The 19,021-nt window shown below is 63.8% G+C and carries 21 protein-coding genes; 7 read left to right on the top strand and 14 right to left on the bottom strand.

Translation table 11 applies throughout. The features are described 5' to 3' along the window. Nucleotide 1: 1 nt before the first annotated feature. The 8 genes from AC07OD_RS16390 to AC07OD_RS16355 form a co-directional block, all read right to left on the bottom strand. On the bottom strand, nt 2-1,282 hold the full coding sequence (locus AC07OD_RS16390) for a TRAP transporter large permease subunit (RefSeq protein WP_494597533.1): 1,281 nt from the start codon (nt 1,280-1,282) through the stop codon (nt 2-4). Nucleotides 1,283-1,285: 3 nt separating this feature from the next. Further along, complete coding sequence (locus tag AC07OD_RS16385; protein ID WP_494597532.1) at nt 1,286-1,786, bottom strand: TRAP transporter small permease; 501 nt, start codon at nt 1,784-1,786, stop codon at nt 1,286-1,288. A gap of 10 nt (nt 1,787-1,796) precedes the next feature. Next, nucleotides 1,797-2,780 carry a TRAP transporter substrate-binding protein gene (locus AC07OD_RS16380; RefSeq protein ID WP_494597531.1) on the bottom strand — a complete coding sequence of 328 codons (984 nt, stop codon included), beginning with the start codon at nt 2,778-2,780 and terminating at the stop codon, nt 1,797-1,799. A gap of 130 nt (nt 2,781-2,910) precedes the next feature. After that, on the bottom strand, nt 2,911-3,840 hold the full coding sequence (locus AC07OD_RS16375) for a dihydrodipicolinate synthase family protein (protein ID WP_494597530.1): 930 nt from the start codon (nt 3,838-3,840) through the stop codon (nt 2,911-2,913). 11 nt (nt 3,841-3,851) lie between these two features. Continuing rightward, nucleotides 3,852-5,024 (bottom strand): L-rhamnonate dehydratase, encoded by a 1,173-nt coding sequence (locus tag AC07OD_RS16370; protein WP_494597529.1) that lies wholly within the window; start codon nt 5,022-5,024, stop codon nt 3,852-3,854. A 31-nt stretch (nt 5,025-5,055) separates the two neighbouring features. Next, nucleotides 5,056-6,057: a TRAP transporter substrate-binding protein gene (locus AC07OD_RS16365; protein WP_494597528.1), complete on the bottom strand. Its 1,002-nt coding sequence runs from the start codon at nt 6,055-6,057 to the stop codon at nt 5,056-5,058. A 27-nt stretch (nt 6,058-6,084) separates the two neighbouring features. Then, entirely contained in the window at nt 6,085-7,119 is a 1,035-nt protein-coding gene (locus AC07OD_RS16360; protein ID WP_494597527.1) for a 4-hydroxythreonine-4-phosphate dehydrogenase PdxA, read from the bottom strand. A gap of 3 nt (nt 7,120-7,122) precedes the next feature. Continuing rightward, nucleotides 7,123-8,091, bottom strand: coding sequence for a Bug family tripartite tricarboxylate transporter substrate binding protein (locus AC07OD_RS16355; protein WP_494597526.1), 969 nt, complete (start codon nt 8,089-8,091; stop codon nt 7,123-7,125). A 114-nt stretch (nt 8,092-8,205) separates the two neighbouring features. On the opposite strand from AC07OD_RS16355, the gene AC07OD_RS16350 reads away from it, so the two are divergent. The 4 genes from AC07OD_RS16350 (at nt 8,206) to AC07OD_RS16335 (ending at nt 10,706) form a co-directional block, all read left to right on the top strand. Further along, entirely contained in the window at nt 8,206-9,156 is a 951-nt protein-coding gene (locus AC07OD_RS16350; protein ID WP_494597525.1) for a LysR family transcriptional regulator, read from the top strand. Nucleotides 9,157-9,348: 192 nt separating this feature from the next. Next, a complete protein-coding gene (locus AC07OD_RS16345) occupies nt 9,349-9,627 on the top strand; it encodes a hypothetical protein (protein ID WP_494597524.1) in 279 nt (92 codons plus the stop codon). A gap of 21 nt (nt 9,628-9,648) precedes the next feature. After that, entirely contained in the window at nt 9,649-10,176 is a 528-nt protein-coding gene (locus AC07OD_RS16340) for a DUF6602 domain-containing protein (protein ID WP_494597523.1), read from the top strand. Between the two features lie 137 nt (nt 10,177-10,313). Continuing rightward, entirely contained in the window at nt 10,314-10,706 is a 393-nt protein-coding gene (locus AC07OD_RS16335; RefSeq protein WP_494597522.1) for a hypothetical protein, read from the top strand. A gap of 599 nt (nt 10,707-11,305) precedes the next feature. Here the strand turns inward: AC07OD_RS16335 and AC07OD_RS16330 are convergent. From AC07OD_RS16330 to AC07OD_RS16320, 3 genes are all read right to left on the bottom strand, one after another. Then, nucleotides 11,306-11,470 (bottom strand): hypothetical protein, encoded by a 165-nt coding sequence (locus tag AC07OD_RS16330; protein ID WP_494597521.1) that lies wholly within the window; start codon nt 11,468-11,470, stop codon nt 11,306-11,308. A gap of 8 nt (nt 11,471-11,478) precedes the next feature. Further along, complete coding sequence (locus AC07OD_RS16325) at nt 11,479-12,423, bottom strand: alpha/beta hydrolase (protein ID WP_494597520.1); 945 nt, start codon at nt 12,421-12,423, stop codon at nt 11,479-11,481. 148 nt (nt 12,424-12,571) lie between these two features. After that, nucleotides 12,572-13,930 (bottom strand): IPTL-CTERM sorting domain-containing protein, encoded by a 1,359-nt coding sequence (locus AC07OD_RS16320; protein WP_494597519.1) that lies wholly within the window; start codon nt 13,928-13,930, stop codon nt 12,572-12,574. A gap of 168 nt (nt 13,931-14,098) precedes the next feature. On the opposite strand from AC07OD_RS16320, the gene AC07OD_RS16315 reads away from it, so the two are divergent. Continuing rightward, nucleotides 14,099-14,395, top strand: coding sequence for a hypothetical protein (locus AC07OD_RS16315; RefSeq protein WP_494597518.1), 297 nt, complete (start codon nt 14,099-14,101; stop codon nt 14,393-14,395). Between the two features lie 118 nt (nt 14,396-14,513). After that, on the top strand, nt 14,514-14,981 hold the full coding sequence (locus AC07OD_RS16310) for an Lcl C-terminal domain-containing protein (RefSeq protein ID WP_494597517.1): 468 nt from the start codon (nt 14,514-14,516) through the stop codon (nt 14,979-14,981). 37 nt (nt 14,982-15,018) lie between these two features. On the opposite strand, the gene AC07OD_RS16305 is transcribed toward AC07OD_RS16310, so the two are convergent. From AC07OD_RS16305 to AC07OD_RS16295, 3 genes are all read right to left on the bottom strand, one after another. Beyond that, on the bottom strand, nt 15,019-15,951 hold the full coding sequence (locus AC07OD_RS16305) for a hypothetical protein (RefSeq protein ID WP_494597516.1): 933 nt from the start codon (nt 15,949-15,951) through the stop codon (nt 15,019-15,021). A gap of 96 nt (nt 15,952-16,047) precedes the next feature. Next, nucleotides 16,048-17,310: a sensor histidine kinase gene (locus AC07OD_RS16300; protein ID WP_494597515.1), complete on the bottom strand. Its 1,263-nt coding sequence runs from the start codon at nt 17,308-17,310 to the stop codon at nt 16,048-16,050. A gap of 95 nt (nt 17,311-17,405) precedes the next feature. Continuing rightward, nucleotides 17,406-18,059 (bottom strand): response regulator transcription factor, encoded by a 654-nt coding sequence (locus tag AC07OD_RS16295; RefSeq protein WP_494597514.1) that lies wholly within the window; start codon nt 18,057-18,059, stop codon nt 17,406-17,408. Between the two features lie 177 nt (nt 18,060-18,236). Here AC07OD_RS16295 and AC07OD_RS16290 point away from each other — a divergent pair, with 177 nt between their 5' ends. Next, nucleotides 18,237-18,923, top strand: a complete 687-nt coding sequence (locus AC07OD_RS16290) for a response regulator (protein ID WP_494597513.1) — start codon at nt 18,237-18,239, stop codon at nt 18,921-18,923. The last annotated feature ends 98 nt before the right edge of the window (nt 18,924-19,021 follow it).

The raw sequence follows: 19,021 nt of genomic DNA, 5'->3' as shown, positions 1-19,021 counted from the left end.
TTCAACGGAACCAGCTTGCGGGCACCGTAATGAGCTGCGGGAACAGCACGAACAGGAACAGCAGAATGGTCTGCGCCAGCAGGAAGGGCCAGACGCCCTTGATCACGTCGTCCAGCCTGAGCTTGGCGACGCCGGCCACCACGTTCAGCACCGTGCCAACGGGCGGCGTGAGCAGGCCGATGGCGTTGCACATGATGAACATCACGCCGAAGTAGATCGGGTCGATCCCCGCCTGCCGCACCACGGGCATCAGGATGGGCGTGAGGATCAGCACCGTGGGCATCAGGTCCAGCGCCGTGCCGACCACGAACACCAGCACCATGATCATGGCCATCAGCAGGATCTTGTTGTCCAGGAAGGGCGCCAGCAGCACCGTGGTCTGCGCTGGGATGTCGGCAATGGTGATGAGCCAGGCCGATACCAGCGCGGCGGCGACGAGAAACATCACCGTGCTCGACGTCTTGGCCGCCACCAGCATCAGGTGCGGAATGTCGCGCAGCTTGAGTTCGCGATAGACGAACAGGCCCACCACCAGCGCATAGACCACGGCCACCACGGCGGCCTCGGTCGGCGTGAACACGCCGAACTTCATGCCGCCGATGATGACGCCCGGCAGCACCAGCGCCCACACGCCGTCGAACAGCGCGCGGCCCAGCACGCGGGCGTCGAACTTGCGCCCGGCGGTGATGTTCTGCTCTTTCTTCGCGCACAGCCACCAGGTGATGGCCAGGGTCACGCCCATCATCAGGCCGGGGAAGATGCCGGCCATGAACAGCTTGGTGATCGACAGCTGCGCCGCCACGCCGAACACCACGATGGGAATCGACGGCGGGATGATGGGCGCGATGATGCCGCCCGCGGCGATCAGGCCCGAGGCGCGCGGCACGTTGTAGCCGCTGTTGCGCATCATCGGGATCAGGAGCGCCGCCACCGCCGCCGTATCGGCCACGGCCGAGCCGGAGATGCTGGCCACGATCAGGCAGGCCAGGATGGCCACGTAGCCCAGGCCGCCGCGCACGTGGCCCACCAGCGCCTCGGCCACGGTGACGATGCGCCGCGACAGGCCGCCGGCGTTCATCAGCTCGCCGGCCAGCATGAAGAAGGGCACGGCCATCAGCGGGTAGTTGTTCACGCCTTCGAGCAGGTTCTGCGCGAGGATCTGCGTGTCGAAAGTGCCCAGGTGCACCATCAGCGCCACGCCGCAGGCCAGCAGCGCGAACGCGATGGGCACGCCCAGCGCCATGGCGCCGAGCAGCGCGATAAGGAATACTGCAATGGTCATGGCTTACTCCCCCGCGCTCACGTTGTGCGGCACCAGCTCGTCGGCCGGCATGCGGCCAGTGACCTGCCGCCACAGCGAATACAGCAGCATCAGCGCCATACCCACGCTGCTGATGAGCAGGCTGAGGAACACGATGCCCAGCGGCACGCCCGTGACGGGCGCGGCGTTGTCCATGCCGATCACCACCTGCTCCCAGGTGCCGTGCGCCAGCAGCACGCAGCAGGCCAGCGTGATGGAATCGGCCAGGAAGCGGCAGATGCGCTGGCCGGTTTCGCCCAGCCGGTCGATGAGGCTGGTCATGCCCAGGTGGGCGTTGTCCTTCATCACCACCAGCGCGCCGATCAGCGTGAGCCACATGAAGATGAAGCGCGAGACTTCTTCCGAGAACACGATGCCCGAGTTGAAGAAATAGCGCAGCACCACGTTGCCGAACACCAGCACCACCATCACGCCGAGCATGACGATGAGCAGGCACTCGGCGGCCTTGTTCACCAGGTTTTTCATGAGGGGCTCCTTACTTGACCGCGTCCACGGCGTTCAGCAGTTCAGGGCCGTTCTTGGCGACGAACGACTGGCGCAGCGGCTCGGAAACGATGGCGCGGAAGGGCGCGGGGTCGAACGTCTCGACCACCGTCATGCCGTGCTTGCGCAGGTCGGCGATGATCCCGGCCTCGTTCTTCTGGTTGGCCTGGCGCTGGAACAATTTGGCGTCCTGCGCGGCGCTCAGCAGCGCCTGCTGCTGCTCGGGCTTGAGGGCGTCGAACTTCTTCTTATTCATCACCACGGGCATGGCGGTGAAGGCGTGGCGGCTCATCGTGAGGTGCTTTTGCACTTCATAGAACTTGGCCGCGTAGGTGATGTCCACCGGGTGCTCCTGCGCATCCACCGCGCCCGACTCCAGCGCCTGGTACAGCTCGCCCAGCGGCATGGGGATGGGGTTGGAGCCCAGCAGCTTCCACGCCTGCACGTGCGTGGGGTTGGGCGTGGTGCGGATCTTCAGGCCCTTGACGTCGTCGGGCTTGTTCACCGCGCGGTTCTTGGTGGTGATGGAGCGAAAGCCCACCTCCCAGAACGCGAGCTGCTTGAGGTTGTGCGGTTCCAGCGACGCGGCCAGGCCGCGGCCCACGTCGCCATCCACCGTGGCGTAGGCGTGGGCTGGGTCGCGGAACAGGAAGGGAATGTCCAGCACGTCGAGCCTGGACGACATGCCCGCGAAGTTGCCGCTGCCCGCCATCATGATGTCGATGGTGCCGCCGCGCACCGCGCCGATCACCGTGGAGTCGTTGCCCAACTGGCTGCCGGGGTAGACCGCGACTTCCAGCGTGCCCTTGCTGCGCTCCTTGACCAGCTTGGCGAATTCCAGCGCGGCGGCGTGTTGCGAAGCCGTCTCGGGGCCCGCGTGGGCAAAGCGCAGCCTGGTGGCCTGCGCCTGGGCGAAGGTGGTGGCGCCCAGCGCCAGGGCGCACAGGGCCAGCTTGACGAATGTGTGGCGTTGCATGCGTGTCTCCGGTTGTTGTATTTGCTATTGAAATGGGAGCTGCTAGCGCTTGGTATACAATGGATTCAATGTGAATTCCATCTGAAGATGGCTATCCACAAGCGCAGGCAGCTCACTTTTTTGATGGTGCTCAGCGTGCCCAGCGCAGCACCAGCGCATCCAGCCGGCGCGCGATGTCGATCAGCTCGGCGCGTGTTTCTGCACGCATCGCGGGCCAGGGCGCGCGCGGCGCCTCGCAGGCGATCACGCCGCCTTCCTTCATCAGCGCCTTGGCCGCGAGAAAGCCCGCCTGGCGGTTTTCGTGGTTGATGAGCGGCAGCCAGCGCTGGTACTGGGCAAACGCCTGGTCCTTGTCGCCCGCGCGGTGCGCTTCGATGATGGGGCGGATGCCGTCGGCAAAGCCCGCGCCGGTCATCGCGCCCGTGGCGCCGGCCTCCAGGTCGGCCAGCAGGGTGATGGCTTCCTCGCCGTCCCACGGGCCTTCGATGGCCTCGCCGCCCAGCGCGATCAGGTCGCGCAGCTTGTTGGCGGCGCCGGCGGTTTCCATCTTGAAGTAGCTGACCTGCTCGATTTCCTTGGCCATCTTGGCGAGGAAGGCCGGCGCCAGCGGCGTGCCGGCGGCGGGCGCGTCCTGGATCATGATGGGGATGCCGACGGCGTCGGACACGCCCTGGTAGAAGCTCTGGATCTGCGGCTCGCCAAAGCGGAAGGTGGCGCCGTGATAGGGCGGCATCACCATCACCATGCTGGCGCCCATGTCCTGCGCGCGGCGGCTGCGCTCGGCGCAAATCCTGGTACTGGTGTGCGTGGTGGTCACGATCACCGGCACGCGGCCGGCCACGTGCTCCAGGCAGGTACGCGTCAGGATTTCGCGCTCTTCGTCGGAGACGAGGAACTGCTCGGAGAAGTTGGCCAGCAGGCACAGGCCATCGACGCCGGAGTCGATCATGAAGTCCAGGCAGCGCTTCTGGCTGGCCAGGTCGAGCGTGCCGTCTTCATGGAAGGTGGTTGGCACGACCGGGAAGATGCCCCGGTAGCGCGGATTGGAAAGTCCAGGCATGGCGGCGCTCCTCACTCGACGATGTTGAACTGGTCCAGGTACTCGCTCTTGAGCGACAGGCCCAGGCCCGGCACATCGTCCTTGAGCTGCAGGAAGCCGTTCTCGGCGATCGGCTCGCCGTCGAAGATGTACCAGAACAGCTCGTTGCCCACTTCCACGTCGAAGATGGGGAAGTACTCGGCCATGGGCGACGCCAGCGTGCTCATGGTCAGGTGGTAGTTGTGCATCTGGCCCGCGTGCGGAATGACGGGCACCGAATGCGCCTCGCACAGCGCGTTGATCTTGTGCGCGGCCGTGATGCCGCCGACGCGGTTGGTGTCGTACTGCACGACGCTGACGGCCTTCTTCTCCAGCAGTTGCTGGAAGCCGTAGAGGCTGAATTCATGCTCGCCGCCCGAGATCGGGATGATGCCCATGTTGTTCAGCTCGGCGTAGCCGCCGATGTCGTCGGCGATCACCGGCTCTTCGAGCCAGCGCGGCTCGAACTTGGCCAGCTTGGGCAGCATGCGCTTGGCGTACTCCAGGTTCCAGCCCATGTAGCACTCCAGCATCAGGTCGTTGTCGTAGCCGATGACTTCGCGCACCGCCTCGACGGACTTGAGGTTCTCCTTCACGCCATCCTGCAGGTGCGCCGGGCCGTAGCCGAAGCGCATCTTGAACGCCTTGAAGCCCTGGTCCTTGAACTTCTGCGCTTCTTCCTGCATGGCCTTCAGGTCGGTGCGGTAGAGCTTGCTGTAGTAGCAGGGGATCTTCTCCTTGGTGCGGCCGCCCAGCAGCTTGAACACGGGCTTGTTCACGCTCTTGCCCAGGATGTCCCAGATGGCCAGATCGACCGCCGAGATGGCGGCCATCGCCACGCCCTTGCGGCCCCAGGCGTGGGTGGCGCGGTACATGCGCTGCCACAGGTATTCGTAGTCCCACGGGTCCTGGCCGATGACCAGCGGCGCCAGGTACTCGTCGATGATGGCCTTGGCGATCTTCGGCGCCAGCGCCACGTTGCCCAGGCCGACGATGCCGTCGTCGGTCTCGATCTCCACCACCGTCCACGAGTGGAAGCGGAAGGTGCTCATGGATTCGGTCTTGGAGTAGACGAGATCCATCGCGTTGGAGCAGAAATTGCCTTGCGGCGGAACGGTCTTGCCCTTCCATTCATAGACGCGGGCGCGGACGGACTTGATCTTCATAGTGCGGTCTCCGGGGGATGTTGAGGGTGGATTACTTGGCGGCGCGCAGCTTGGCCAGCTCCTGCTGGGTCTGGGCCACGAGTTCGGGGCCGATCTCGGCGGTGTAGCGGTCGGTGACGGGCTTGAGCTTCTCGCGCATCTTCTGCACCTCGGCGGGCGCCAGCGACGTGACGGTCATGCCTTCCTTCTTGAGCTTGTCGGTCAGCTCGGCCGTCATGCGGCGGCTCAGGGCGCGCTGGTAGTCGCGCGCCTCGGTGCAACTGCTGCGCAGCGCCTCGCGCTCGGGCGCGGCCAGCTTGTCCCAGGTGCTCTTGGCCAGCAGCACCACGTAGGGCGCGTAGGCGTGGTTGGTGAGCGTGACGTACTTCTGGACTTCGTAGAACTTGTTGGAATGGATGATGGCGATCGGGTTTTCCTCGGCGTCGATCGCGCGGCTCTCCATCGCCGTGTACAGCTCGGTGAAGGGCATGGGGATGGCATTGGCGCCCAGGGTCTTGAAGGCGTCGATGTAGACCGGGTTCTGCATCACGCGCAGCTTCAGGCCCGACAGGCCGGCCATGTCCTTCACCTCGCGCTTGCTGTTGGTCACCTGGCGAAAGCCGTTCTCCCAGTAGCACAGGCCGACCATGTTCTTGGGGGTTGCCAGCTCCAGCAGTTTGGTGCCCACGGGGCCGTCGAGCAGCGCGTCGGCCTCCTTGTCGCTTTGCAGCAAAAAGGGCAGGTCGAACAGCAGGTATTCCTTGATGAAGGTCGCCACCGGCGCGGTGGCGGTGATGACGATGTCCTGCACGCCGCCGCGCACGGCCGCGATCATCTGCGCCTCGGAGCCGAGCTGCGTGGCCGCGTAGACCTTCATGTTCAGCTTGCCGCCGGACTTCTTTTCCAGAATCTTGGCGAACTGGATCGCGCCCTGGCCCAGCGGGTGTTCCTCGGCAATGCCGTGGCCCAGGCGCAGCGTCTTGGTCTGCGCGAAGGTGCCAACGGCCAGGCATGCGGCGGCGGCCGCCACGGCGATATTGCGGGCGAATTTCATGGGGATGTCTCCTGGTGGTGGGAGGGGTTAAGCAGCGGCGCGGTGCGATCCGCCCATGCGGCAGGCAATCAGAAACGCCTGCCAGGTGGCTTCGACATTGGCCTTGCCCTGGCCCGCGATGTCGTAGGCCGTGCCGTGGGCCGGCGTGGTGATCGGTATCGGCAGGCCGCCCTGCACCGTGACGCCGCGCGAGAAGCCCAGCAGCTTGATCGCGATCTGGCCCTGGTCGTGGTACATGGTCACGATGGCCTGGTACTCGCCGGCCTGGGCCTTCAGAAAGATGGTGTCGGCCGGGAAGGGCCCATGGAACGGATCGGGCGTGGGCCACTGGCGCGCGCGCAGGGCCTGCACGGCGGGCTCGATGGTGTCGATCTCCTCGCGGCCGCAGGTGCCGCCGTCGCCGTTGTGCGGGTTGAAGCCCGCGATCGCCACCTTCGGGGTGGCGACGCCGCTGGCGCGCAGGGCGTTGTAGATCAGCTCGGCGGCCTGGGCGATGCGCTCCTGGCTCAGGTAGCTGGCCACGTCCTTGAGCGGCACGTGCGACGAAATGCGCGAAGTCCACAGATCGCCCAGCGTGTTGAACTCGCAGAAATAGCCGGTCACGCCCAGGTACTCGGCGAAGTGGTGCAACTCGTCCTCATGGCGCAGGCCGCCCATCTTCATGGCCTGCTTGTTCAGCGGCGCGAAGCAGATCGCGTCGATCTGGCCGGCGCGCGTGGCGTCCATGCACTGGTCGAGCACCTGCAGCACCGAGCGGCCGCCAGCCGCCTGAGCCTGGCTGCGGGTCACGGCATCGGGCGCCACGGTGTCCACGGCCAGGAAGGCGGGGAGCGAGGTATCGGCGCGGCCGCGCACGGCGGCCAGGCTGTCGATGGGGTCAAGCGCCACCTGCACGCCGGCGATGCGCTGGCCCTCCTGCCACAGCCAGGGGTCGCCCACCAGCACGATGTTGGCGTGCCGCATGGCCTCGGGCTTGGCCAGCAGGCGGGCGATGAGTTCGGCGCCGATGCCGGCGGGGTCGCCCAGGGTCAGGGCGACGACGGGTTTTGCGGGTGCGGTCATGGTTCAGTCGATCTTGATCTGGTTCTTGCGGATGATGTCGCCGAAGCGCTGGTACTCGGCGTTGTGGAAGGCGACGAAGTCGGCCTGGCTCATGGGCCGCAGCTCGGCGCCAACGGCTTCCAGGCGGGCCTTGGTCTCGGGCATGGCGATCACCTTGTTCACCTCGTCGTGCACCTTCTGCTGCACGGCCTTGGGCGTGGACGCGGGCATGTAGATGCCGTACCAGGCGCCGATCTCGACGGCGGGCAGGCCGGCTTCGGCCATGGTTGGCACCTGCGGCAGCTGGGCGTTGCGATGGGCCGACGTGACGGCCAGCGGGCGCAGCTTGCCGTTCTTGATCTGGCCGATCACCGAGGGCATGGTGTCGAAGCTCATCTGCACCTGGCCGCTGACCAGGTCCACCAGCGCGGCGGTGCTGCCCTTGTAGGGCACGTGGGTCATCTGGGCGCCGGCCGCGTCCTTGAACATCTCGGCCGCGATGTGCTGCGTGCTGCCCGTGCCGCTGCTGGCGTAGTTGATGCCGCCGGGCTCCTTCCTGGCCAGGGCCACCAGCTCGGCTACCGACTTGGCGGGCAGGCTGTTGCTGACGATCAGCACGTTGGGCACCGAGCCGACGAAGGCCACGGGCACCAGGTCCTTGTTGCTGTCGTAGCCGAGCTTGAGCAGATGCGGCGCGATGGCGTGCGCCGTGACCACGCCCATCACCATGGTGTGGCCGTCGGTGGATTTCACGGCCACGTCGGCGGCCAGCGTATTGGACACGCCGGGGCGGTTTTCCACGATCACCGGCTGCTTGAGCAGCGGGCCGAGGCGGTCGGCCACGGCGCGGGCCATGGCATCGGTGCCGCCGCCGGGGGCCGAGCCCACCAGCAGGCGCACCGGTTTGCTTGGCCAGTCGCCGCCCTGCGCCAGTGCGTCCCAGGGCAGCAGCGGAGCCAGCACGGCGACCGTGACCATTGCGCGTCGTTTCATGGGTTGTCTCCTGTCTTTTGTGGTTCGCTGTGATGGTAGGTAGGGTATTGCTTGCCGTATACTGAAAGATATTGATGAATTGATAACTACAGGTAATCAAAGTTTGGAGGCGCCATGGGATCGATAGACCGACAGGACAGCACGCCGCAGTTGCTCAACCGGCTGCGCATGCGCCAGATCGCGCTGATGCTCGCCATCCACGAGCAGCGCACGCTGCGCGGCGCGGCGGCGCAATTGGGCATGTCCCAGCCCGCGGCCACCAAGATGCTGCACGAGCTGGAGGGCGCGCTGGGCCTGCGCCTGTTCGAGCGCGTGGGGCGCGGGCTGCAGCTCAACGGCGCCGGCGAGCGGGTGCTGGACTATTGCCAGAGCCTGCGCGGCAGCATGGAGGCGCTGAACCGCGAGCTGGTCGAACTGCGCCAGGGCAGCGCCGGCAGGCTCGCGGTGGGCAGCATCATGGCGGCGTCGCCGGGGCGGCTCACCAATGCGCTGCTGGGCATCAAGCTCCAGAGCCCGCTGCTGTCCATCGAGGTGGCGGTGGATACCAGCGATCGGCTGCTGGCGCAGCTGCGCGAAGGCGTGCTCGAAGTGGTTATCGGCCGTATGGCCGACGAGCATCAGGGCGAGTACCTGCTGCGCCCCATCGACGATGAGGCGCTGGCGGTGGTGGTCAGCACGGAGCACCCGCTGGCGCGCAAGCGCCAAGTCACGCTCGAAGCCCTGCAGGGCTATGGCTGGGTGCTGCAGCCGCCGGGCAGCCCGATGCGCGCCCTGATCGACCAGGAGTTCCGTGACTGCGGCCTTGCGCAGCCCCGCGGCCTAATAGAGACCGGCTCCATGCTCACCACGATCAACCTGGTGCGCAGTTCGCAGATGGTGGCCGTGCTGCCCGCCACCGTCGCCAGCTACCACACCAAGCACGGCCTGCTGCGCGCCCTGCCGTATCTGCTGCAGCGGCGGCTGGAAGCCTACGGCAGCATCGTGCACCGCGATCGGCCGTTGAGCCAGCAGGCGCAGCAGTTTCTGGCGCTGCTGCACCGGGAGGGGGCTGTCGAGGCGGTGTGATCAAGCTACCGCGCGCCTCAGAAGAGCACGCAGGCCCATTTCACCGTGGTGCAGGCGCTCTTGCGGTGGCACTTGGAGGTCTCTTTCGATACGCTGACGCAGCGCGCGGCCTTCGGCGTAGTCCAGCGGAATTCGGTGCTGGAGTCATGGTGAATAAAAAACAGCACCGAGCGTATAGCGCGAGGGAACCACATGAAAAAGCCACAGAGTACCAATCGTTCCCGGGCCAAGCGTTTGACGAAGGCGGAGAAGGAAGAACGGGCCGCTTTCGCCGAGCGTGAAAAGAGCACACGGAAGTGGCTTAAAGATCAAGTTGGGCGGGCGATAAAGCTTCGATCAAAGGACCGGGAATTTCACGGCCTAGAGAGAGAATTTCTCCTTCATCAGACTGACATGCTTACGCTCTACAACCGAGCGAAAGATGCCAAGCATCCTAGAGACATCGGAGCTGCCCGGGAGCAAATTCTTTGACGCTTCCTCGTTGACACTGGATTGCTACCAAGTCGATACGCTGTCTCCGACAGGAGCGTCCGGGTCGCTTCGACGACGGGGCATATCAGCGGGGAAGTGGATCTCCTGTTCTATGATCCGCTTGACACGATTTCTTTGATGCGCCGCGAACAAGCATTCGAGGTGTTTCCCGTGGAAAGCACTTGTGGAACGATTCAAGTGAAGTCGAATGTAGGCCGGCAGGATATTCGCGACGGCCTGCAAAACATTGCAGCTTACAAGCGACTTCAACGAACGGCTAGCGAGGCGGCAAGGATCAGTTTTGGAAATCCCAAGAGTACGCAGGGCTTTGGTGTACTTTTTGCTTGCGACACCGACTTGGACTGGGTTGACCTTGTTGACGAAGTAAAAAGATTCGCTCTAGATACTCGCAAGGAGTTGTGGTGCAACGCGATCGTTGTGCTGACCAAAGGGATGATCTTTCACGGGGATGAAGCTCGTGTCGCGTATTCAAATGAGGCCATTACCGCCCTCGGCGAACTGCAGATACACAGCAGCCCGATCGCTTAGGTCGTTCCCTCTACGATTTCTACAGACTGTTGATTGGTCTTCTTCGCGGTACAGAGACTCAACTGCCGCCAGTCGAGAAATACTATCGGCTCCCACTAATCGCAGGTGAGTATTCTTATGAATTTACGTTCGGACAGATGGCAGAGTACCGAACATGCAAAGTTCACGGCGACTACGCCCGAAAGCTCCCAGAGGATCAACTGACTAAGGTAATCGAATGGTGCAAGTCTGCCAAGCCGATCAACTGGGTTCAAGCGACAGATATCGCGTCGGGTAAGCTAGGCGACAACGTTGAAGCATATGAGCGACAACCAGGCTTCGTGCGAATTTACAACCCGGACTCATTGCCATTAGCTGAAATCCTGATGAAAGATCAACCGATGATGCTCGATGGCAAAGAAATCATAACAAGAGCCATCGCTTTTGAAGCAATCGAGATTTCTGAAATGACGATTTGGATTCCGTTTTACTACGCGGACAAGCATGAAATTATCAATTCCTGCCCCAAGTGCGACAGGAAAATGCGCTAGGTTTCAGGCGCGGCGAGCGAGACGTAATGTATGAGTAATGGTGGCGTTGCAATGCCCTCTCCACTGCAACGGGCTGAGAGATATCTGGCCAAGGTTCGAGCGATCTACGAGGGAAGATTCGCCCAATCTCACGATCGGCACTCGTATGAAGACGATCTCTTGTCGTTCTTCATGCACTGTTATCACGTCCGAGACTGGATCATTCGGCTTACTGGCTCAAGCGGCGGTGAAGTTCTAAAAGCCAAGTACACAATCATGACGTCAAGCGGCTTCGTTGACGCGCTGCAACTTGCCGAGAAATGCATGGAGTGTTGGCGCCGTTTCGTCGACGACTTGGAGGCAAGATATCAACAGCAACAACTCTCCGGCAGCACGGGAAACGCCTAACTCCTCCGTCAAGGGGACGTCCCGTAAGCGGGCCGCCCCTTACGTCGAGCATTGTTATTCCGCTCGTCATAGGCGATCTATGTCCGTATGGTCGAGCAACTGGAGCTTTTCAGCGTGCGGAGACGTGAGCTTCGATCACAAGGAAATCGGCCTAGAAAAACGGGAAGAGCAGTCAGAAAAGCTCCGGCATCCTGCCCGAGGCTCGTGCACTTTTAGTGCAGAGGCTGCTCGTTCAACACCATGTCTTCGTTGCGGCAGGGCAGGCAGTGGGCCAGTTGGCGAATCACGAAACCCAGCCATGCCAGCGCGCAGAGGCATGCCAGCGACAACACGATGGCCAGCCACATCCAGAAGTCGGGGGTAGTGGTGAATGACATTGCGCACCTCACGCCGCCTGCGGAGTGCCGATGAAGGCCACCAAGCGTTCGATTACTTCCTTGTTGCCTAGCAGGCGATGATGCCCCAGGCCTTCTGTGACGTGCAGCTCCAGAGGGCGGCGAGGGCAGGCAACCATCAGGTTGAACATGTGCTCAATCGGTACCTCGAGGTCCTCGGCATCGTGCACCAGCAGTGTGGGTTGCGTGGTTCGCGCCAGCATGCTGCCTACCGCAAGCTGTTCCCAGTCCATGGCGCCCTGGCTACGCTCCACCATCAATTGCCGCCCCCGCGCCAGTACCGACTGCGGTAATTGCATCAGGCGGGCGAACTCCTCCGTGACCCACTTGCAATGGTCCAGCGAGCTGAACAGCACTTGGTGCCGCGCCTGCACGCCCCAGTCGAGTTGCGCCCACAGCGCCATGGCGACACCGAAGGAGTGGGCGATCAGGGTATGGATTTCTCCCACGTGCGCGGCGACGGCGGCGATGGCGCCAGCGAACTGGGGCAGCGTGGCCGAGCGCCCGCTGGAGCACCCATGTCCAGGGGCATCGAAGGCGACCACGCGGTAGCCGGCGGTCACCAGCGGCTGCACCATCTTGCCCAGGTGGGTGCCGCGAGCTCCCCAGCCGTGGACCAGCAGCACCGTGGGTCCCTGGCCCCAGCTGTATAGCGCAAGGTGGCCGTTCCCAAAAGCCAGGGTGCACTGTTGGGCACGTTCGCGCAAGGACACCTGCCAGCTGCGTTCCGCCACCCGGGGCGGGCGTGTCAGCAGCAGGTAGGACAGGTGTGCGGCCGCTGTGGGCGACGCAGCGTGAAGGACAGCGAATGCATGGCGCAGCCACTTCACTGCAGGGGTTTCAACGAAGCGTCCCGCCCGGCGCGGCACGTGGGACGGGGAGTGGGCAAGGCCTGTGGGTTCGTTGATCACAGCGCAGGAATGAGAGGGGGGCATGGCAAGTTCTCCTGAAGTAGGGGCGCCACCACGGTGCGCGGGGCGATGTCTGGGACTGTAGAAAAAGCGCCGCGCCGCGCACAGGTGAAGTTCGTCACCTGTCATGCCCTATCGACGAGACCGAGACCGGTGCGACTGAGGACTCATCTCAACCTCGGCGCCGTAACCGCGTCCATCCAGTCAGCCCCAGCAGACCCGCGGCCCACGCCAGCGCCCACGGGCCCAGTGCGGGCACCGGCGTCGCGTGCGACGGTGCCGGATTACCCTGGAACTCGTAGGCGCCGATGTCCACTGTGCGTGCGCGGCGCGGCTGGCCGTCCAGATCCAGCCCGTCTGGGCTGTCCACCACGCCGTCGTCGCCATGGTCGATGGCGTCGGAGTCGGCGCGCAGGCGGTAGTCGCCCCCCGCCGCGTTGGCGAACGACGGGTTGCCATGGCGCGTGCCGGGGCCGTAGGGGCGGGCGCCCGGCCTGGGCGCGGGGCTGTCGAAGACCAGGTTGTGGTGGTCGATGAAGGCAGGCAGCGCGGAGTCATTCAAGCCGATCCCAACGCTGGAATTGCTGGCGAACAGGTTGTTGGCCAGTAAACCGGTGATGCTGGCGCCCAGATCGGTGCGCGCCGAGGCATGCAGCCCGGCCCGTTGGCCTACCACGGTGTTGTTCAGCAGCCGTGCCTCGACGGTGGCGTTGCGGCCATCGGCGCTGATGTCTAGGCCGGTATCGGAGCCCGTCCCGGCCACCAGATTGTTGATGACCGCTGCGCGCGTCGCACCGCTGAAGCCGCGCACGAGGATGCCCGCGTCGAAGCTGTTGCCCCGAACGATGTTCTTGCGCACCTGCGCATCCAGTGTCAAGGCGCCGGGCGTGACGGGCGCGCCGCCATAGAGGCGGATGGCGGCGCACTGCCCCAGGTTGTTGGCAATCACGGTATTGCCGCGCACGGTGGCCGTCATGCCCGGCTGGAGCGCAGACACGTCAACAGCCGACGCGCAAAAGTTGGCCGAGCCGGATTGGCCGAGTGTGTTGTTCTCGAACAGCCCCTCTGCCCGCCCATAGGCCCCGGCGGCGTTGGACGAAGCCAGCTCAATGGCGGAGTAGGAATCGGTGCCTCTCAGTTGGCTGCCAGTGACCGTCAGCTTCAGGTTCCCGCCCCCTGGCGCCAAAAGCCCCCGCACCCGGCTGGCGCCAGCCCGTGAGGTGAGGCCGAAGACCTTGACGTCCACGTCGGCCGTAGTGGCCAGCACGAAGATCGAGCGCACGCTGGGCTGGGCCTGGCCGGGGGTCAGGGTGAGACTTTTGTTGATGGTCACGTCCTCGGCGATATGGCTGTCGGTGTTCAGCACGATGGTGTCGCCGCCGTCGGCGCCGTCGATGCAGGCCTGCAGCGTGGTGTTGCATGGCGCAGCGGTGCCGGGGTAAAGGCTGCTGGCGGCCTGGGCGCCGAATGCGGTGCCCAGGCTCAGCAGTGCTGCCAGGCTGCGCAGGGTGGTGTGGGTGGTGGGTGTCAAGGGTTTCTCCTGGATGTGTCGGGCGCGATGCTAGGAACGCAGGGGCTTTCGCGGTAGGTGATAAAAGTCATATGGCCCTGTGATTGCCTGCCTGTGACTTTTTTCACATGGTGGCGTCCGGGCCACGCCGCGCATCATGAAAAGCCTGTTTTCAGCAAGAGAGTTTCCATGAAGCAATTGCTCACCGCGGCGCTAGGCGCCACCATCACCATGTCGGCGCTCGCAGCCCCAGATGCCCCTGCACAACAGCCAACAGACCCAGCCCGGCACGTTCAGTGCAACGGCAACCAGGATGCCGCTCGGGTGGATGTATTGAAGAGGCTACCCAGTGGCAAGATGGCCTTCAAGATTTCCACGGCGGCAGACACGTTCCACGGCGTGGCGGACCCCCGCCACCCCAGGTACTCGATGGAAAAGCAAGTGCTGGCGTTGGGCGGCAAGAAGTATTTCTGCCTGCATGAATGAGTGGCCTGAAGCCAGCACACCTGAGCCGGATGAGTTCATCCATTCATGACTAATTTCACCTGTAGTGCCCTTGGCTCCATTTCTACAGTGGGCGCCTCAATCATTTCAGGAGTTATTCATGCGTTTCCACACCCCTGCCGCAGCGTTGCTGTTCGTGTTGGCCGGCGCCGCCAGCGCCGCGCCGTTCTCCGTTTCCGGCAATGGCCAGGAAGTGACCGACGGCGCCACCGGCCTGGTCTGGCGGCGCTGTGCCGAGGGTATGTCGGCCAAGGGTGGCAATTGCACCGGCACGCCGCTGGCCATTGACCACGCGGGCGCCCTCAAGCGCGCCGAGGCGCAAGCCAAGGCCACAGGCGTGACTTGGCGCTTGCCCAACTCGCAGGAGTTGCAAAGCATCGCGGACGAGAGCAAGTTCAAGCTGGCGATTGACACCAACGCGTTTCCAGGTACGCCGGCCGAGCATTTCTGGACGCGTGATCCCTACATCACGGACTACTTCTACGCGGTGAACTTCTACAACGGTTTCCGCTATGACCGCTATCACACCAGCCCGCATCACGTGCGGCTGGTGCGAAGCGGTCAGTAACGAGGGCCGGCCAGGCCCTGTGCATTCGCGTTGGCGCTTACTCCATCAGTGGCGCCAGGGCGATCTGTATGCGCCCCAATTGCTCGGGCGTGAGCATCGCGGCCAGCTTGCGGCGATAGCGCTCCTCCCGCATGCCGGAGCCGATGAACTGCCAGCGGTAGGCGCCAAGCAGTCCGGCGCTTACCCGCTCGGCCTCAATCAACGTGAGTTTTCGCTCGAATAGGGTGTCGATGAAGTAGGTTGCATCGGCCAGTGCCTGCTGCTGCAGAATGCGGTCCACCGCGTTAATCAGGGCGAGCAGGTCATCGACCCCTTTGTCCCTCTCCAGGTACGAGATGCGGGCATCCTCACGTTCCCATTCCAACTCGTCCAGGATGGCGTGCTGCGATTCCTCTTTCCAGTGGAAAAAGAACACGTCCTTGTACAGCTCGGACAGTTCATCGTCGGTCTCGATGCTGTGCCGGTAGTGCACTTGGGTGAACAGCTCGATGTGGAAGATCAAGGCCAGCACGGCCCAGGTGGAGGCCTGCAGCACCTGGGCCGCCACGCCGTTGGCCGTGGAAACGAATTCGTAGCCCTTTGACATGCTCGCACCGGCCATGCGCTCGATGCGGCGGAACAACTCCTGGTGCTTCAATTCCTCGTCGGTAAAGCGCACCAGCGCTTCCAGAGCCACCTGGTCGCCATACCAGTGGTCGCGGCTGAGCTCCAGCATCTTGATCCCGATGAAGCGTTCGACCAAGCCGAACATGTTGGCGTAGGTGCGGCCCTGGATCTGGCTCAGGCGCATCTGTTCGGCGGCAGACAGGAATTCCAGCCGGGCGGTGCGCGCCAGCCCGTCGGGCAAGAAGCGCTTGGAAAAATCGAAACTGCGTCCGCGGATCACATCGTGGTCGATGTCCCAGCGGATTCGCTTTGAAGCCGCGATGCAGGTTGCGTAGCGGTCGGTATGGGGGAGAATGAAAGTCATTTTGCGATCCGCGTGGGTTGTTTTTCAAGGGACGATATTTGCGCAGGACCCATGGGCACACACATATGAAATTGGTCATGCAGCCAGCACGCCGGATCAGCCAGCGTCCTGAATGGCCGTGCCCTGGCCCTGGGTGCCTTCGCCGTGCAAGGGGCTCGCATGCGCCAACTCGGCTTTGCGCAGCAGCACCGTCATGCAGCAACCACGGCCCGGGCTCGAGCGCACCTCGATGTCGCCCCCCATCAGCAAAGCGAATCGCCGAGCGATCGCCAACCCCAGGCCGAGTCCCCGGTGCCGGTCGCGCGCTTCGTTGCCCACCTGGACGAATTCCTCGAAGATGCGCTCCTGCGCGCTGCGCGCGATGCCGACACCGGCGTCGCGCACCTGCAGGCGCCAGCTGCCCTTCCAGCTGCGCAGCGCCACTACCACCGAGGCGCCCTGCGGCGAGAACTTCAACGCGTTGTCCAGCAGGTTCGACAGCACGCGCATCAGCATCAGATCGTCGGCCATGGCATGGCATCCGGGGGCGACCAGCACCACGATGCGCACGCCGGCTACCTCTGCGGCCGCGCTGTGTTGCGTCACCAGACTTGCCACCAGCGGTGCTATCTCGCAGGGCCGCACGTCGGCGCGCACCACACCCGAATCCACGCGGGTCAGGTCCAACACCTGCGAGAGCAGGTCGTCCAGCGATCTCCACGACTGGCTGATTCCCTCCACGGCGCGGCGCGCAGCCTGGTCGCGCGCCGTCTCGTTCAGCTTCGCCAGCGACTCCAGGTACAGGCCGATGGCGTGCACCGGCTGGCGCAGGTCGTGACTGACGGCGGCGAAGAAGCGCGACTTGGTCAGGCCCATAGACGTCACCGCGCTGGCGGTGGCCTCCGCCCTGCGGCGCTGCTCGTATTGGTGGCGCGCATTGCTCTCCCGGGCGCGCGACAACAGCACCATGGTGATGGTCATCATCACCCCCCCCAGACCCATCAGGAATAGCAGTCTGTTTTGGCCAGCACCCTCATACATCAGACGCAGCGAGGTCGGGATCACCGCCAGCGACAGCGCCACGGCCGTCCTGGCCGCATCGCCGGTCAACCGCATGGTGATCAGGGTGCCATTTCCGAGTAAGTAGCTCATCAAGATGGCCTGTATCGGCAAATTTCCGGGCACATACAGGAAATGGCACGCACTGCCCACAAACGACATCAGGATCCACAGGTAGGCGCGGTAGACCCGCTGGCGGTGGCGCGTGGTTTTGCGCTTGAAATCAGCACGGTTCACGTGGTGCCAGCGAGCCCAACCCAAGCCGGCAATCACCGAAAACCAGGCGAACGGAATCTGCCATGGCATCGCGGTGGCAAACATGCAGGCGCATAGGAGCTCGCAGGCGCGTAACGCCCAGAGGGACGCTGCCGTGTGCGCGTGGCCTTCAGGTTCGGGCGGGAGTTGCTCTTCAGCGATCACAGCATCACGACATCGAGTTGGGCAGCCTGCGTGCGGTTGGAGACCTGGAGCACCTTGAAAATCTCGCTCATGTAGTTTTTCACGGTGCCCTCGGAAATGCCCATCCTGGCCGCAATCTGCTTGTTGCTCAGGCCGTGCTGGAGGCACTGGCGCACCTGTTCCATGCGCGGGGAGAGCGTGAGTTCCGGCCGCTTGACGCTCGCAGGGCGCTGCGCGAAGGGCAGTTTGATGCCTTGAAGTGCTGCGTCGATCGCCGCGCCGATCTGGCCAGACGGGGCACTTTTGGCGACAAAGGCATGCACCGTTGGAATCTGCAGCGTGCGCCGAGCCACTTCGGGGGATGTCATCGCGGAAATCACGACCACGGGCAGCGCGGGGTATTGATGCGCCATCTCTGCCAGGCGGTAGCCGCCGCCCATGTTCGGCATGTTTAAGTCGACCAACGCAAGATCGACTGGCGGCCGGGACGCCACGGCGCGGACCAGTGCGTCGCCATCGCCGGCCTCTAGAACGCGAACACCGCTCAATGTGCAGCAAACGAGGCTGCGCAGACCGTCGCGCACCAGCGTATGGTCATCTGCTATCAGCACGGTCAGTCCCGATGTAGGCTTCGGTTCGGCAGTTTGACAGTTCATTGGGGTGAATTCCATGATGTGGCGGGATGTGCCCAAGTTTCGGGTCACCTGCAGAATGTGGCTATCCCAACAATTTGCCGGTGTGCAAGCTGCCATCCCAAGAATTGGGGATGGCAGCCGCAAAGGGCCTGGCGGCTATTGAAAAGGCGTGTTCAAACGACTAAGCTGTCCTGCATACGCGCAACGCCCTTCATGAAAATCCACGCCGTCGCCCCCCAAAACGATCAGGCCTTTACGGTACCCACTACCGTTGCCATCATTGAAGACGAGCCGGAAGTTCGTTTGCGATTCGAGGACGCTGTCCGCCAGCACCCCACCCTTTCGCATCTTTTTTCAGCGCAAGGAGTCGCACAAGGTATCAGCTTGGCCGGTGAGAGAAAAGCCGACGTTTACTTGGTCGATCTTGGTCTACCGGACCGGGATGGCAGGGATTTCATCCGTTGGGTGGCCGCACAGCAACCCGAGGCGTTGATGATGGTGGTCACGGTCTTCGGCGATGAAGAGCATGTACTGTCCAGCCTGGAGGCGGGCGCGGTCGGCTACCTGCTCAAGGACACCCCGGGCGAGGAAATTGCCGAGCGGATCGTTGAGCTTCGCAATGGAGGTTCACCTATCAGTCCGTCGGTGGCGCGCTCGGTCATCCGCCGTTTCGCGGGCCGCCTGCGCGAGCCCATGGCCAGCGTGGACAACCCGCTGAGCGATCGCGAATTGGAAGTCTTGCGCCTGATCGAAAAAGGGATGACCTACGAAGAGGTGTCCCAGATCCTGGATGTGACTTGGCACACGGTGACGGCGCACCTGCGGCATGTCTACCGCAAGCTGCAGGTCAACTCCCGTGGCCAGGCCGTTTTCGAAGCCCGCCAGCGTGGGATTCTCTGAAAGCCGGCCGGGGCCAAGACGCGCGTCTGCTTCGCCCGCACCGGGTCGGCCCATCCGCCGAGCGGTCTGGTGCTTCTCCGCGCTGCTTGTACTGGCCA

The organism is Acidovorax sp. GW821-FHT10E03 (assembly GCF_059415205.1).
Note: the sequence above shows the minus strand (reverse complement) of the source record. Positions and strands in the feature narration are given on the sequence as shown.

Bases quoted from the DNA above. Each gene is read 5' to 3' on its own strand.
- AC07OD_RS16305 (WP_494597516.1), bottom strand. From the start codon at position 15,951: ATGACTTTCATTCTCCCCCATACCGACCGCTACGCAACCTGCATCGCG.
- AC07OD_RS16325 (WP_494597520.1), bottom strand. From the start codon at position 12,423: ATGCCCCCCTCTCATTCCTGCGCTGTGATCAACGAACCCACAGGCCTT.
- AC07OD_RS16375 (WP_494597530.1), bottom strand. From the start codon at position 3,840: ATGCCTGGACTTTCCAATCCGCGCTACCGGGGCATCTTCCCGGTCGTG.
- AC07OD_RS16310 (WP_494597517.1), top strand. From the start codon at position 14,514: ATGCGTTTCCACACCCCTGCCGCAGCGTTGCTGTTCGTGTTGGCCGGC.
- AC07OD_RS16335 (WP_494597522.1), top strand. From the start codon at position 10,314: ATGGCAGAGTACCGAACATGCAAAGTTCACGGCGACTACGCCCGAAAG.
- AC07OD_RS16315 (WP_494597518.1), top strand. From the start codon at position 14,099: ATGAAGCAATTGCTCACCGCGGCGCTAGGCGCCACCATCACCATGTCG.
- AC07OD_RS16390 (WP_494597533.1), bottom strand. From the start codon at position 1,282: ATGACCATTGCAGTATTCCTTATCGCGCTGCTCGGCGCCATGGCGCTG.
- AC07OD_RS16380 (WP_494597531.1), bottom strand. From the start codon at position 2,780: ATGCAACGCCACACATTCGTCAAGCTGGCCCTGTGCGCCCTGGCGCTG.
- AC07OD_RS16290 (WP_494597513.1), top strand. From the start codon at position 18,237: ATGAAAATCCACGCCGTCGCCCCCCAAAACGATCAGGCCTTTACGGTA.
- AC07OD_RS16385 (WP_494597532.1), bottom strand. From the start codon at position 1,786: ATGAAAAACCTGGTGAACAAGGCCGCCGAGTGCCTGCTCATCGTCATG.
- AC07OD_RS16300 (WP_494597515.1), bottom strand. From the start codon at position 17,310: ATGTTTGCCACCGCGATGCCATGGCAGATTCCGTTCGCCTGGTTTTCG.
- AC07OD_RS16365 (WP_494597528.1), bottom strand. From the start codon at position 6,057: ATGAAATTCGCCCGCAATATCGCCGTGGCGGCCGCCGCCGCATGCCTG.
- AC07OD_RS16295 (WP_494597514.1), bottom strand. From the start codon at position 18,059: ATGGAATTCACCCCAATGAACTGTCAAACTGCCGAACCGAAGCCTACA.
- AC07OD_RS16330 (WP_494597521.1), bottom strand. From the start codon at position 11,470: ATGTCATTCACCACTACCCCCGACTTCTGGATGTGGCTGGCCATCGTG.
- AC07OD_RS16370 (WP_494597529.1), bottom strand. From the start codon at position 5,024: ATGAAGATCAAGTCCGTCCGCGCCCGCGTCTATGAATGGAAGGGCAAG.
- AC07OD_RS16350 (WP_494597525.1), top strand. From the start codon at position 8,206: ATGGGATCGATAGACCGACAGGACAGCACGCCGCAGTTGCTCAACCGG.
- AC07OD_RS16345 (WP_494597524.1), top strand. From the start codon at position 9,349: ATGAAAAAGCCACAGAGTACCAATCGTTCCCGGGCCAAGCGTTTGACG.
- AC07OD_RS16360 (WP_494597527.1), bottom strand. From the start codon at position 7,119: ATGACCGCACCCGCAAAACCCGTCGTCGCCCTGACCCTGGGCGACCCC.
- AC07OD_RS16355 (WP_494597526.1), bottom strand. From the start codon at position 8,091: ATGAAACGACGCGCAATGGTCACGGTCGCCGTGCTGGCTCCGCTGCTG.